The organism is Chryseobacterium herbae (assembly GCF_025154075.1).
GTDB lineage: Bacteria > Bacteroidota > Bacteroidia > Flavobacteriales > Weeksellaceae > Chryseobacterium > Chryseobacterium herbae.
This window is the reverse complement of the sequence record NZ_JAOAMU010000001.1, coordinates 1,088,993-1,103,728: the sequence shown is the minus strand read 5'-3', so window position 1 is coordinate 1,103,728 and position 14,736 is coordinate 1,088,993. Positions and strand designations below refer to the sequence as shown.

The window sequence follows — 14,736 nt, the reverse complement described above, 5'->3', positions numbered from 1 at the left end:
GCACTTACATGTATAATTAAATTATCTTATTATTATGATAACCACTGATATATTGATCATAGGTGCCGGACCTACCGGGCTTTTCGCTGTTTTTGAAGCAGGTTTATTAAAAATGAAGTGCCATATTATTGATGCACTTCCACAGCCGGGAGGACAGCTAGCTGAGCTTTATCCTAAAAAACCTATTTTCGATATTCCGGGATATCCTTCTGTGAATGCAGGAGAATTAGTAGATAATTTGATGGAGCAGATCAAACAGTTCCAGCCGGGATTCACTTTGGGAGAAACGGCGGTTTCTTATACCAAGGTAGACGATGAATGGTTTGAAGTGATCACTAACAAAGGAACGGTTCACAGATGTAAAGCAATTGCCATTGCCGGTGGATTGGGAACTTTTGAGCCTAGAAAACCTACTTTTGAAAATGTAGCTGACTATGAAGAAAAAGGTCTTGAATATTTCGTGAAAGAACCTGAACATTTCAGAAACAAAAAAGTAGTGATCGCCGGAGGTGGAGATTCTGCTTTGGACTGGAGTGTTTTCCTTTCTAATGTAGCGAGTGAAGTGACTTTGATCCATAGAAGAAATGAATTCAGAGGAGCTTTGGATTCTGTAGAGAAAGTTCAGGATCTTAAGAACCAGGGGAAAATCAAGTTAATTACACCCGCTGAAGTGACCGGGATCAAAGGTGACGGAAAAGTAGAAGCGATTACAGTAGAAATTGAAGGGCAGGAAGCTTTTGATATTGAAACAGATTATTTCATTCCTTTATTCGGACTGACTCCAAAATTGGGTGAGATCGGAAACTGGGGACTGAATATCGAGAAAAATGCAATCGTAGTGAACAATGCACTTGATTATCAGACCAACATCGATGGAATCTACGCAATCGGAGATATCAATACCTATCCGGGTAAACTGAAGCTGATCCTTTGCGGTTTCCACGAAGCAACTCTGATGTGTCAGAGTGTTTACAACAGACTGAATCCAGGGAAAAAATTTGTACTTAAATATACGACAGTAAGCGGTGTAGACGGATTTGACGGTAGCCGTAAAGAAGCAGAAAAGGCAGTTGTGAAAAAAATTGACTAATTTTGCACTATTATGTCAGATATTAATATAAAGATCACCGATCGGGAGGGGATTACCCATGATGTTGTAGCACCTACAGATATGTCTATGAACCTGATGGAGATCATCCGTTCTTATGAATTGGCGGAAGAGGGAACTATCGGAGTTTGTGGCGGAATGGCGATGTGCGCCTCATGTCAGGTATATGTGATCAATGATCCGGGCCTTGAGCCTATGGGAGATGAAGAAGATGCCATGCTGGCGGAAGCTTACCACGTAAAAGAAAACAGCAGACTGGGATGCCAGCTGCATATGATGGATTCCATGGAAGGTCTTGAAGTGGCGATTGCTCCTTATCCTTAGACTATATTAAATTTAATTAATATAAAAACCGCCTGGAAATCTCCGGGCGGTTTTGCTATAGGTTGAATAAGGTGATCAGTTCCATTTGTGAACAATTACAGTATCTTCTTTTTTAATTTCCTCTGTGAATGCCTTATGATCAACTTTGAAAAGTAATGGGGCTACAATAAAAAGTCCTACAAATACGGCTGTAACACCTAACATTTCTTTATTAACGTTGTAGTTATTCATGTGAAAATTATAAAAGTCTTAAACTTCATCCTTAGAAATCCACTTCCCAACTGTCGGCGCCTCATAATTTCTCATTTTCTCCAAAAGCTCATCGATGTTCTCACTTATCAAAAGCATGTCACGATTCACCAGCTTTAAAAATCCCTTATCTACCATCGTCTGAACTAGTTTTATCAGATCATCATAAAACCCGTCAATATTTAAAATCCCGATCGGTTTTTTATGAAGTCCAAGCTGAGCCCAGGTGATCATTTCAAAAAACTCTTCCAGCGTTCCATAGCCGCCGGGAAGGACGATGACTCCTTCACAAAGATCATTCATCTTTGTTTTTCTTTCGTGCATGGTTTCTACGATGATCAGCTCGGTAAGGTTTTTATGGGCAATTTCTTTGGATTGCAGGAAATGGGGGAGAATTCCTGTAACCTTTCCTCCTGCGCTTAAAGTTCCGTCTGCTACAGCTCCCATCAGACCTGTGTCTGCACCGCCATAGATCAATTGTATGTGCTGTTTAGCCAATGTTTGACCAAGCAGAAAAGCCTGTTCTTTAAAAATATCATCTGTGCCGAAACTTGAGCCGCAGAATACTGTTATACTTTTCATTATTTTAAATCTTGTTAAATAATTTTTGAACCATTAAGATCAATGAAGTTATTAAGGAAAGTTAAGTAAAATATCAAAGATATTTTTAAGCCCGACATCTGTAAATTCTTAATCATCTTAACGACTTAAAAAAAAAACTTAATGGTTTAAATTAAAAATATCCAAAGTCGTAAGATTTTGGATATTCAATATAGCAATTTTATCTTCTTATTTTAAAGGAATATTCGCTAAAATATCCTTGGTGAAACTCCAGAATTTCTGAGCAGAAGGAATATTCGCTTTCTCATCCGGAGAGTGTGCTCCTCTGATGGTAGGTCCAAAGCTTACCATTTCCATTTCAGGATAATTGGCTCCGATGATCCCACATTCCAATCCCGCGTGACAGGCAACAACGTGAGGTTTCTCACCAAACTTCTCCGTATAGATCTTTTCCATCAGCTGTACGATCTCAGACCCCGGTTTCGGTTTCCATCCAGGATAAGAACCACTGAATTCAACATTCATTCCTGCTAATTCAGCCACAGATTTTAACTGTTCTGCCACAGAATATTTAGATGAATCTACGGATGATCTGGTAAGGTTTAAAATTTTAAGCTCACCTCCTTTTAATTCAACTCTCGCAACATTGTTAGAAGCTTCCACAAGATCTTTTACGTCCGGGCTCATTCTGTAAACTCCATTGTGAAGAGATTTTAAAGTAAGAATGATCTTCTTTGAATCTTCCTCAGAAATAGCTAAGTCAGACGTTGTAGAGTTTTCAATATTGATATGAAGACCAGGTTCTACGGTAGCAAATTCTTCTAAAATATCTTTTTTAAGAGCGGTTGCCGCTTCGATGAATTCATGAGCATTTCTCACAGAAATCAATGCTGCCCCTTCTCTTGGAATGGCATTTCTCAATCCGCCTCCGTCTACAGAGATCAATTGGATATTTTGATTAGCTAAACCGCTGTAAAGAAGTCTTCCCAAAATAATATTGGAGTTTCCGAAACCTTTGTGGATATCCATTCCTGAATGTCCTCCCTGAAGGCCTTTTACTTCAATTCTTACAATTTGTCCTTTTGCAGCTTCTGTTCCGTAATTTTGAGTAATCGTAACATCTACACCACCAGCACAACCGATATCGATCTCATCGTCTTCTTCGGTATCAAGATTTAACAGGATTTCTCCAGTCAACTGTCCGGGCTTTAAACCTAAAGCACCAGTCATTCCCGTTTCTTCATCAATGGTAAAAAGTGCTTCCAAAGCAGGATGTGGAATATCTGAACTTTCCAGGATAGACATGATCGTCGCTACTCCTAAACCGTTATCAGCACCTAAAGTTGTTCCTTTTGCCTTTACCCAGTCACCGTCAACTTCCATTTTGATCCCTTCCGTATCGAAATCAAAATTGGTATCGCTGTTCTTCTGACATACCATGTCAAGGTGCGACTGAAGAACGATAGACTTGCGGTTTTCCATACCTGCTGTAGCCGGCTTTCTGATGATCACGTTTCCGACTTCATCTACGGTAGTTTCCAACCCTAAATCTTCACCAAATCCTTTGATGAAAGCAATGACTCTTTCTTCTTTTTTAGACGGTCTTGGAACTGCATTTAATTTGGAGAAATTTTTCCAGATAATCTGCGGTTCTATATTAGATAATTCCATGAAATTTTATTTTTATCAAAATTACAAAATAAAAAATGCTTCCGTGAATCCGAAAGCATTTTTTATAAGGAGCATAGGGGTAAATTTATTTTTTAGCCCTTTCGTTTTTCTAGCATCCACATTCTCCATAAATAGGCATGGTTTCTACAGTACCATCCGGTTTTTCAATCGTCAGTGTACCTTCGAACAGTAAAGCTTCTTCATGCTTTATTTTTTTACCTTTTACAGAAATCTTGTAGTTATCGCTTTCAATTTCTTTGGTCAGTTCCTCATCCACTTCCATGTCGCTTGAGGAAATAAGGTTCATTGCCATTCTTTGGCCATCCAGTTTCATATAGGCCGTTTTTCCGGCATCATCGGCGTAGATATACTTCTCTGCTTCAAACTCTGCTTTATTTCTTGCAAAATAGCATGAACATTCTTTGATCTCTTTCGGAAAAGCGATAATGTCTACCTGCACCTTTCCTGATGCGGCATTTGTTTTAGCAGAATCCTTAACAATGTTCAAAGAATCTGTTGAAGCGTTGTCCTTAACGGTTTCTTTATCTTTTTTACATGCGGTCAAAAGGAGCGCTGAAAAGAAAATGATTAGATATTTCATTGTCTGCGGTTTTTGTTGTTTTAGCCTCTTGCTCTTTCCAGAAGAACCATCATTAATAATGACAGGATCACTAAGCTTTCGTCTTCGTCATCAATATCGATCACTCTGTCAAGCTGGAATCTTCTTCCGAAGAATGAAGGCATTTTTTTTAGTTTAAAATATTCCTTTCCGTCTATACCTCTTACCGTATAAGCCGGGTTAAGAAAATACCCTGTAAACATCCCTATGATTGGAATCTCGCTTACCATTCCGTCAAAGAATTTTGTCCATCCATTATCTTCTGTAACGATGAATTTAGGTTGGTCGTTTGAATCCAGAATGTCATAGGTAGATTTCCAGAGAGAGCGCATTCCTTTTCTGGCCAGCCTTCCGTAGTTTTTGTTGTCGGTAAGATCATTTAGAGAATAAGAAGCATTGAAATCGATCCATTGGTTGGCTTTGATTCTGAAAAGCTCCTTAGTTTTGCTTTCGTCATTGAAAACAATCACATCTTCCTTTAGTTTGAACATTTTCTGACGTACATAGGCTACATAGCTCCCGTTTTTGTCAGTAATATTGAAGTCACTCGATAAAGTTGAAATTTTAAATTTGAAATCCAGAGGATAGTTTAGATTTTTAAGTACCATTTAGTTTATTTTTTTCATATTAGAGCCTCAAAGATAGAGGTTTTTTTAGAATGTTGGGGGAAGATTTTAGATGTGAGATTTCAGACACGAGACATGAGACGGGAATAGGTCAATGGTCAATTTTGCTTCGCAAGTGAATGGTGAATGGTAGATTTTAGAAATAAGATTTTAGATGCCAGATATCAGACGGAGAGTTTTGTGTTGTAGAGTTTAAATTACAAAATACTGGGTTGGAAAGACTTTGAATCCGGAAAGATTGAATGCAAGACCAATGTCTGGTGGCTGAGGGCCTCGAAGCCACCAGTCATATTCTCCAACCCAACTCCCAACTCCCGAATCCCGCACCACGAAACCCACAAAACTCACAACTCCCCAACCCTAAAACACTCAAACACTCCCACTCTCAAACACCCTCAACTCTCAACAATATTCCTTATTTTTGTACTATGGATTACCCTAGTAAAGTTTTAGCAAAAGCCGTAGACGAAATTTCGGGGCTGCCCGGGATCGGGAGAAAAACAGCTTTGAGATTAGCGTTACATCTGTTAAAACAGCCCAGTTCCAGAGCGGTAAGTCTTGGAAACTCATTAATCAACCTTGTCAACGAAATAAAATACTGCAAAGAATGTCACAATTTTTCAGATTTTGAAGTGTGTGAAATCTGCAGTAATGAAAAAAGAAACAGCGAAGTGATCTGTATCGTTGAAGATGTGCGTGATGTGATTGCCATTGAAAATACAGGAAAGTTTACAGGGAAATACCTGATCTTAGGTGGGAAAATATCACCGATGGAAGGAGTAGGACCGAATCAGCTGAATATTCCAAGCATTGAAAGAAAAGTGAGTGAAGGCGGAGTGAGGGAATTTATTTTCGCATTAAGTGCCACGATGGAAGGAGATACCACAGCTTATTACATTTACAAGAAATTTAAAAACTCCAATGTTAATTTTTCAAGTATTGCGAGAGGAATTTCGGTAGGAGATGAATTGGAATATGCAGATGAAGTATCTTTGGGAAGATCTATTATGAACAGATTGCCCTACAACGAAAAGGATTAAATATGAAGCTGTCGATAATTATTGTCAATTATAATGTTACCAGGCTGTTGAGAAACTGCCTTTTGTCTATTCAGAAATATACGGAAGGAGAGGATTATGAAGTGATCGTTATAGATAATGCGTCTACAGATGCGTCCTGGGGTGATCTTATCCCGGAATTCCCAAAAGTACGTTTTATATCTTCCGAACATAATGAAGGTTTTGCCATTGCCAACAATAAAGCAATCCATACCGCAGCAGGAGAGTATGTTTTGCTCCTGAATCCGGATACTGAACTGGAAGGTTATTATATGAAAGATCTTCTTGATTTTGCTGATTCTAAAGAGAATTTCGGATGCCTGGGCGTAAAAATGCATGATGCGGAAGGGGTTTTTCTTCCTGAAAGCAAGCGTTCCGTTCCTGATATGTTCAATTCCTTTGAGAAACTGTTTACGAGTTTTAAAAGAAGCAATTCAAAATCTTATTACAGAAGTGATATTGAGGAAGATGCCATTGCAGAAGTAGATGTCGTGACCGGAGCATTTTTACTGGTCAAAAAAGACATTTACGAAAATATCGGAGGATTGGATGAAGCGTATTTTATGTACGGGGAAGATATTGATCTGTGCTATACGCTGTTGAGAAACGGCTACAAAAATTATTATTACGGAAAAGCTTCTCTTCTTCATCATAAGGGCGAAAGTACCATTAAAGATGAAGTATATCTTAACCGGTTTTATGGAGCAATGCAGATCTTCATCGATAAATACTACAGAGAATCTAAACCGATGCAGTATTCGTTTTTAAAAGCAGGTCTGAAGCTGAGGCATAAGATTGAAAAAATCAAGCTAAAATAAAAAAGCAGTTCAATTTGAACTGCTTTTGTTGTATATAAGATAGGTCTGTTATTATTTAGCCGGAGCTACAGGTGTTTTCTGAGCCGGAGCAGTAGTCGTAGCTGCTGGAGCAGTTTGCTTAGCCGGAGCTGTAGTTTCCTTCTTCAATGGCTGCTGCTGTGCAGGAGCTGCTGTTGTAGGCTTCCCTGTGATCACAACGCTTATAAGAATAAGAACGATGATTACTGCGCCCAGAGTCCATGTTGCTTTTTCCATGAAATCATTGGTTCTCTGTACTCCGAATTGTGCAGGTGATGCACCTCCGAAAGTACTGGAAAGACCTCCTCCTTTAGGATTTTGAGCCATAACGATGATTACCAATAAGATGCTGGCGATCATAACAAGAACCATCAATAGTATAAATATAGTATCCATTAATTTTGATATCTTTTTGAATGGGCAAATTTAATCTTTTTTTACCGAATGACAAAGAAGATCATGGTAAATATTAGTAAAAATAAAAACGGCAGCGTCAGCTGCCGTTTTTTCTATAATAAAAAGACTATTTTTATTTAAAATCGGAATCCTTAGCTTGGTTCACCTCACGGGATTTTACCGTCAGGTTGATATCCATTCCACCCATATTCTGGATGATCGTGAATGGAAACTTTACCCCCGAAACATCTTTGTAATCTGCAAAGCTTGTAGGGATAGAACCTCCTTCACTCGATTTTGTTTCACCCGTTTTAAGTCCTGTTTTTACACTGTAATAATAGGTGTCTTTTGGTCCCTTTACTACGTAAGAATCTTCGTTGTTATACTTTTCGATTCCTGTTACTTTGTAGTCGGCAGATTTAGCGAAAGCAAGTTCCGGGAACAATTCCGGATCAGCCATTTCAGCCTTCTGCTTGTCATTTAAAGCTATTTTCTTGCCCTGTCCTTCCATGTAGCCATCTTTACCGTCAAAAACAATCTTTTGTACTGTGTTGCCCATCATTTTCATATCCATCAGCATTTTTCCGCCTTTAGCCTGAACCAGTTTCATATTCATTTCCATTCCCTGAACCTTTGTAGTAGCGTCAGTACTGATGGAAGTGATTTTCTGAACCGCTGCCAAACCTCCGATGGCATTGATGTATTTATCAGCAACAGATGCCGTGGTTACTGCTGCATCTACTTTCTGTGCAGCAGCTTTCGCAACCGGATTAGCCTGTTTGTCGAAATATTTTACAGGATACCCTAATTTCTCCAGCCCCTCAGAAATATCAGCCGCTTTACCGGCGATGAAAATTCTGCTCTGGTTAGGAAGAATATTAGCTTTTACTGCGTTGGAAATATCAGCAGCAGTTACTTTATCTATTGATTTTAAATAGTTCGTATAGAAATCAGAAGGAAGATCCTGAACCTTTTGGTTTAAAGCAAATTTTGCAATCGTTTCAGGTTTCTCTAATGACATGATGAAAGAACCTTTCAATTTAGCCTTAGCGTTCTCAAGTTCTTCAGGCTTTACGGTAGAAATAGCGTTAAGTTCATTCATGAATTCCTTAACGGCTTTATCGGTAACCTCGTTTCTTACACTGGCATCAGCTGAAAATTCTGAAGCATATTTATCGGCACTCATGCTGGAGTACGCTCCGTAAGTGAATCCGTTTTTCTCACGAAGGTTCATGAAAAGTCTCGCTTCACCACCACCACCTAAGATGTAGTTAGCCATAGTAGCCGCGAAATAATTAGGATCCTTCATTTTAAGATTGTTCAGGTTGCTTACAGAAACTACAGACTGTACCGCTGAAGGGACGTCTACAATATTAATTTCCGTTTTACCAACATTGGCTGTCGGCTCCAAAGGAACTATAGGTGTATTCGCCTTTTTCCATCCGCTGAATGCTTTTTCCACCAAAGGTTTGATCTGGTCAAATTTCACATCTCCTACAATTACTAAATAAGCATTGTCCGGAGCGTAGTATTTTTTATAAACGTTTTGTACGTCAGCAAGCTGGATTTTGTTGATAGATTCTTCAGTTTCAAATTCTCCTCTTGCTGTATTTTTACCATACATTAAAGCGTTGGAAACCTTTGAAGCGATCGCTGAAGCATTTTTCTCTCCAGATTTCAGACCTTCTAAAGCTCTTTCTTTTGAATTTTGAATTTCTTCAGCTGAGAATTTAGGATTAATGATCGCATCTGCCATTAAACTTAATACCTCAGGGAAATATTTGGAAAGAGAATTCGAAGCAGCACCGTTGGAAGAAAAATTAAGGTTAGCGCCCAAATAATCTACTTTTTTGTTGAAATCGTCTTTGCTTAAATTAGTCGTTCCGTTTTCGAACTGTTCGGCCATGATAGAGCTTACTCCGGTTACACCTCCCTCGTTGAACGGAGCTCTATCCATAGAAAGCGTCGTATTTACTCTTGGTAGTTTATTGTTTTCCACTACCATTACCGTAAGACCGTTGCTTAGTTGAAACGTTTTTGGTTTTGCAATGTTGATCGCAGGAGTAGGTCCCGGTTTCGGCATTGCGTTAAGATCAATTTTTTGTGCTGAAACCGTTCCTGCGAAAAAAAACGCTGCAGCTATATATGTTAATTGCTTTTTCATTTGTAAAAATTTAATTTTTAATAATCATTTTAAACCTGAAGTTTTTAAATGATTACTTTTTTTCAGGAACGTAATTAATGATTACTCTTTGATTGGAATTCAAATATTTCTTAGCCGCGTTCTGCAGATCCTGTCTTGTAATCGATCTGTAGATGTCGATTTCCTTGTTGATCAGATTGGTATTTCCCATCAATACGTGGTTCGTTGCCAATGAAGCAGCAATTCCCTGAATACTTGAATTGGCATTCACAAACTGATTTTCATACTGGTTCTGAAGTTTCTGATAATCTTCCTCAGAGATCAGACCGGTCTGTAATTTTTTGATTTCAGCATCAATGTCAGCCTGTAAAGTCTGTTTTGTAGTCTGTCCCATCGGGATCGCGAAGAATGCGAAAATACTGTAATCTTCAAGACCCTGATTGAAAGCCTGTACAGCAAGCGCTTTTTTGTCCTGGTCAACTAATTTTTTGTATAAAACTGAAGATTTACCATTGCTCAGATAAGACGAAAGCATATCAAGAACGTAAGCGTCTTTCTCTTTGTTAGCCGGAGTTCTGTACGCAAAAATATACGCAGGAAGCTGAATGTTCGGGTCTGTAGCCGTTACTTCTTTTTCCTGAGTGATAGGAGCATCTTTCGGGAAGTCTTTTGGATAAAGAGTTCCTTTCTGAATTCCTCCGTAGTATTCCTGAATCCACTTCTTGGTCTGCTCAGGTTTGATATCTCCTGCCACTACCAATGTAGCGTTGTTCGGAACGTAGTATTTTTTATAGAAAGCCTGGAATTCTTCAAGCTTTGCAGAATTAAGATCATCCATAGAACCGATTGTAGGCCAGTTGTACGGGTGATTGGTAAATAAATTTTTCTGAATCGTAGGGAAAAGGTTTCCATAAGGCTGGTTGTCCATTCTTAATCTTTTCTCTTCTTTTACAACCTCTCTCTGAGTATCTACTCCCACTTGATTGATCTCGGCGTGACGCATTCTTTCAGATTCCATCCAAAGTCCAAGTTGCTCGTTGTTGGAAGGGAACGTTTCAAAGTAATACGTTCTGTCATTCGTGGTGTTAGCGTTATTTTGTCCTCCGTTTGAAGAAACGATCTTGAACCATTCACCTCTTTTGATGTTAGGTGTTCCTTCAAATAAAAGATGTTCGAAGAAGTGGGCAAAACCTGTTCTCCCCTTTACTTCATCCTTCGCACCTACGTGGTACATTACCCCTGTAGTGACTACCGGCGCAGAATTGTCCTGGTGAAGAATTACGTGAAGGCCGTTTGGCAGGTCATACTCTTCGAATTTAATTTGCTGTGCATTCAGAACCATTCCGAAGAAAGATGCTGCCGCAACAGAAAGAAGTCGCTTTTTCATAAAGTAGAAATTGTTTTGTATAAATTAGTAGGGAAAACACGGTATTTGTTACATAATTACTCTACTTTTTTTTAAAATTTTGTTTATTTGTATAACCATTAATTCCACTATGAGAATTTATTATACTTTACTTTTTCTTTTCTCCCTTTTTCTGATGCAGGCACAGGAAACCATCGATCAGGATGCGTTGAAAAAATGCAGAAAAGAATTGAATAAAAAGACCTGCCTTTCCGATGAAGATGGGGATGGAGTAATTTTTTATCTGGATCAGTGTCCTAAAGAGAAAGGTCCCGTTGAAAATAAGGGTTGTCCATGGCCCGATAAAGATAAAGATGGGATTATAGATCAGGAAGATAACTGTCCGGATTTGGCTGGTCCGGCGGAAAATTATGGCTGTCCATGGTCGGATACCGATAATGACGGGATTTTGGATAATGAGGATAAGTGTCCCACAGTGAAGGGATTTATAGAATATGGTGGCTGTCCTAAACCTAAATCATTTACACGGGATTGCGGAGCAATAGCAAAACAAGATAGTCTGGACATGATGAAATTACGTGCCGGCTATAAAGAGATTGATAAGATTTATAACCAGCTCAGCAAAAAAATTCTGGAGCCCATCAACAAATATCATCTGAAAAATATAAGGCTGTATATTAAACTTATTGATTGGGGACCTTCCTGTCTTACAGGAGATGGTTGCGATCAGAATTGGAAACATATTCAGTCAAATTACTTGAGTACTAAATTTTGGAATAAAACTACACTGGAAAAATTATATAACAGGAAAGATATCAACGGGATCTTTTTCTCTACAAAGTTTTGGCCGGAAATATTTCCGGAACTGAAAGAATTTGTAGATCCTCCTTTATATAATTATTTGGTGAAACATTACAAAAAAGAACGGACGATTTCCGTATTAAAAAACGATAAAGAGCAATATCAATTGGTTATAATATCAATGTATTTTGAAAATCCACATCAAATCAGAGTTTTAATGACAGACAGTAACCGTTTTTATACGGACACTACTTATACATATGATGGAAAAACTTGGAATACAATAAAATAGGTAAGTGCTGTTTTATTAAAGTTTGAATTGTCCTTTGAATACATTAATTTTGTGTTCCCAAAATTTTTTTGCAGTATGGATTATCTGAAAGGACTCAATGAATCACAATATGAAGCCGTTACCTCTCTACAGGGACCTTTGATGGTACTTGCAGGAGCCGGTTCCGGAAAAACGCGTGTGCTGACCATGCGTATTGCCCACCTGATCCACAACGGTGTGGACCCTTTCAACATCCTGGCCCTGACATTTACCAATAAAGCCGCCCGCGAAATGAAAGACCGTATCGCAAAAGTGGTGGGAGACAGCAATGCAAGAAGTTTGTGGATGGGAACCTTTCACTCGGTGTTTGCAAGAATCCTGAGAATTGAAGGTCATAATCTGGGCTATCCGTCCAATTTTACGATCTATGATATGCAGGATGCCCTGAATGTCATCAGAAAAGTATTGAAAGACATGAATATCGATGCCGATCTTTATAAACCTAAAAAAGTACAGGCAAGAATTTCAACCTACAAAAACAACCTGATCACCGTAAAAGCTTATTTCAACAATCCTGAACTGATGGAAGCTGATGAAAAAGCAAATATGAAATTCATCGGGCAGATCTACCAGAGATATGTGGATGCCTGTTTTAAAAACGGAGCAATGGATTTTGATGATTTGTTGTTAAAAACCAACGAATTACTGACCCGTTTTCCGGAAGTATTGGCCAAATACCAAGACAGATTCAGATATATCATGGTAGATGAGTACCAGGATACCAATCATTCCCAATACCTTATTGTAAAAGCACTGGCTTCAAAATTTGAAAACATTTGCGTGGTAGGGGATGATGCACAGTCTATTTACTCTTTCCGTGGAGCTAATATTTATAACATCTTAAACTTTAAGAAAGATTATCCTGACGCGATTACAGTTTCTTTGGAACAGAACTACCGTTCAACCCAGAATATTGTGAATGCAGCCAATGTTGTCATTTCAAAAAACCTTCAGCAGTTCAAGAAGAACGTTTTCAGTGATAACGAAGAAGGAGATAAGATCAAAATATACCGTTCCCTTTCTGATGCCGATGAAGCGAATTTCGTGGCCGGAAATATCTGGGAGCTTAGAAATACGGATCAGAGAAAGTACAGTGATTTTGCGATTTTATACAGAACGAACTCACAGACCAGAGCATTTGAAGATGCACTGAGACGTAAAAATATTCCGTACAAGGTTTACGGAGGACTTTCATTCTATCAGAGAAAAGAAGTAAAAGACCTGATCGGTTATCTGCGTCTTCTGGTCAATGAAAATGACTCGGAAGCATTGATGAGAATCATCAATTACCCTACAAGAGGAATCGGGGAAACTACACAGAATAAGCTGATCGTTTTTGCCGATTCCCATAATGTAACCATTTCGCAGGTATTGAGTAATTTACCAATGTACGCACCTCAATTGGGACTGAATAATGGGGTTTTAACTAAACTGAATGACTTCTGGTCCATGATCAAAGCGTTCCAGGTATTGCTGAAAACCGATACGGCGTATAGCGTTGCGATGGAAGTGGCCAAACGAAGCGGACTGATCAAGTTTTTAAAAGACGACCAGACTCCGGAAGGCATTTCCCGTGTAGAAAACGTTCAGGAATTAATGAACTCTATGCAGGGGTTCATTGAAGAACAGATCCAGCTGGAAGATGGAGATCCTAGTCTTCCGAATTTCCTTGAGAATATTGCCCTTTCTGCAGATACTCAGGATAAAAGTTTAGAGGAAGATATGGTTTCGTTAATGACGATTCACCTTTCCAAAGGTCTGGAATTCCCGGTGGTACACCTTGTAGGTCTGGAAGAAAACCTTTTCCCTAGCTTTATGAGTTCCGCGACCAGAGAAGATCTGGAGGAAGAAAGACGTCTGTTTTATGTAGCATTGACGAGAGCCGAAAAGCAGGTCTTCTTCTCTTATGCGGTTTCCCGTTTCCAATGGGGGAAAATTACAGATGCGGAACCTTCAAGATTCTTAAGTGAAATTGATGATCAGTATATTGAATTCTTAAACCCGGCTCTGGAAAAGAGATTTATCAATAACACCGGGATCAAGTCCAATATATTTGATGAACATCCTTCCGAGCAGAAAGCATTCAGAAGAGTTGAAAAGAAAACCATTGATAAAGGTGATAGTTCAAAACCTGCCCCGGAAGTCAGAAAACTAAAGCCGGTAAGTACTGCGAAAATTATCAATCCAAGCGGAGCTTCTTCACAGGACATTGAGGTAGGAGATAAGGTAAGACATGACCGTTTCGGAATCGGGGAAGTTTCTTTCCTGGATGGTACGGATCCTCAGAACATTAAAGCCAAAGTAGTTTTCATTCATGAAGGGGAGAAAAACCTTATCCTGAAGTATGCTAAGCTTACAAAAATATAATAGTTAATTGTTCAGCGGAAAAGCTGATGATATATTTTAAAACGGATTCTATTTGGAGTCCGTTTTTTTATTGATTATTTTTTATCGCAAAGTAAGACAAGGATTTATTTTCTGTGAATGCTATTATTAAGATAAACAAAGGCGTAGACTTATCAATGTAAGACAAGGGCAATTCCTATTGTTGTCTTTCTTAAAATAAGCGAAGCGGCTCTGTCTTTCTTAAAAAAAATACCTAATACAATCTTTGTCTTTCTTTGTGATAAAAATTAAAAAATACGCT

The 14,736-nt window shown here is 38.7% G+C and carries 12 protein-coding genes and 1 pseudogene; 6 read left to right on the top strand and 7 right to left on the bottom strand.

Annotated elements, in window-relative coordinates; translation table 11 throughout:
* Window positions 1-34: 34 nt before the first annotated feature.
* Together N0B48_RS04725 and N0B48_RS04720 are read left to right on the top strand one after the other, a co-directional pair.
* Window positions 35-1,090: an NAD(P)/FAD-dependent oxidoreductase gene (locus N0B48_RS04725; protein ID WP_047455067.1), complete on the top strand. Its 1,056-nt coding sequence runs from the start codon at window positions 35-37 to the stop codon at window positions 1,088-1,090.
* Window positions 1,091-1,102: 12 nt separating this feature from the next.
* Window positions 1,103-1,432, top strand: coding sequence for a 2Fe-2S iron-sulfur cluster-binding family protein (locus tag N0B48_RS04720; protein ID WP_123876696.1), 330 nt, complete (start codon window positions 1,103-1,105; stop codon window positions 1,430-1,432).
* 249 nt (window positions 1,433-1,681) lie between these two features.
* Here the strand turns inward: N0B48_RS04720 and N0B48_RS04715 are convergent, their stop codons facing one another.
* The 4 genes from N0B48_RS04715 to N0B48_RS04700 form a co-directional block, all read right to left on the bottom strand.
* Window positions 1,682-2,263: an LOG family protein gene (locus N0B48_RS04715; protein ID WP_259837106.1), complete on the bottom strand. Its 582-nt coding sequence runs from the start codon at window positions 2,261-2,263 to the stop codon at window positions 1,682-1,684.
* A gap of 207 nt (window positions 2,264-2,470) precedes the next feature.
* The gene (locus N0B48_RS04710) at window positions 2,471-3,913 is read right to left on the bottom strand and encodes an aminoacyl-histidine dipeptidase (RefSeq protein WP_259837105.1); all 1,443 of its coding nucleotides are present in this window, start codon (window positions 3,911-3,913) and stop codon (window positions 2,471-2,473) included.
* 109 nt (window positions 3,914-4,022) lie between these two features.
* Window positions 4,023-4,514, bottom strand: coding sequence for a hypothetical protein (locus tag N0B48_RS04705; RefSeq protein ID WP_259837104.1), 492 nt, complete (start codon window positions 4,512-4,514; stop codon window positions 4,023-4,025).
* Between the two features lie 20 nt (window positions 4,515-4,534).
* Window positions 4,535-5,140: an LURP-one-related family protein gene (locus tag N0B48_RS04700; RefSeq protein WP_259837103.1), complete on the bottom strand. Its 606-nt coding sequence runs from the start codon at window positions 5,138-5,140 to the stop codon at window positions 4,535-4,537.
* Between the two features lie 446 nt (window positions 5,141-5,586).
* On the opposite strand from N0B48_RS04700, the gene recR reads away from it, so the two are divergent.
* Together recR and N0B48_RS04690 are read left to right on the top strand one after the other, a co-directional pair.
* Complete coding sequence (recR, locus tag N0B48_RS04695) at window positions 5,587-6,198, top strand: recombination mediator RecR (RefSeq protein WP_072922549.1); 612 nt, start codon at window positions 5,587-5,589, stop codon at window positions 6,196-6,198.
* A gap of 2 nt (window positions 6,199-6,200) precedes the next feature.
* The gene (locus N0B48_RS04690; protein WP_259837102.1) at window positions 6,201-7,034 is read left to right on the top strand and encodes a glycosyltransferase family 2 protein; all 834 of its coding nucleotides are present in this window, start codon (window positions 6,201-6,203) and stop codon (window positions 7,032-7,034) included.
* A 51-nt stretch (window positions 7,035-7,085) separates the two neighbouring features.
* On the opposite strand, the gene secG is transcribed toward N0B48_RS04690, so the two are convergent.
* The 3 genes from secG to N0B48_RS04675 form a co-directional block, all read right to left on the bottom strand.
* On the bottom strand, window positions 7,086-7,448 hold the full coding sequence (gene secG / locus N0B48_RS04685) for a preprotein translocase subunit SecG (RefSeq protein WP_259837101.1): 363 nt from the start codon (window positions 7,446-7,448) through the stop codon (window positions 7,086-7,088).
* A 133-nt stretch (window positions 7,449-7,581) separates the two neighbouring features.
* Window positions 7,582-9,612 carry a M16 family metallopeptidase gene (locus N0B48_RS04680; RefSeq protein ID WP_259837099.1) on the bottom strand — a complete coding sequence of 677 codons (2,031 nt, stop codon included), beginning with the start codon at window positions 9,610-9,612 and terminating at the stop codon, window positions 7,582-7,584.
* A 52-nt stretch (window positions 9,613-9,664) separates the two neighbouring features.
* Window positions 9,665-10,978, bottom strand: coding sequence for a M16 family metallopeptidase (locus tag N0B48_RS04675; protein ID WP_259837098.1), 1,314 nt, complete (start codon window positions 10,976-10,978; stop codon window positions 9,665-9,667).
* Between the two features lie 232 nt (window positions 10,979-11,210).
* On the opposite strand from N0B48_RS04675, the pseudogene N0B48_RS22950 reads away from it, so the two are divergent.
* A pseudogene (locus tag N0B48_RS22950) lies at window positions 11,211-11,474 on the top strand (thrombospondin type 3 repeat-containing protein); the annotation flags it as partial.
* 651 nt (window positions 11,475-12,125) lie between these two features.
* On the top strand, window positions 12,126-14,456 hold the full coding sequence (locus N0B48_RS04665; protein WP_259837096.1) for an ATP-dependent helicase: 2,331 nt from the start codon (window positions 12,126-12,128) through the stop codon (window positions 14,454-14,456).
* Window positions 14,457-14,736 lie beyond the last annotated feature (280 nt).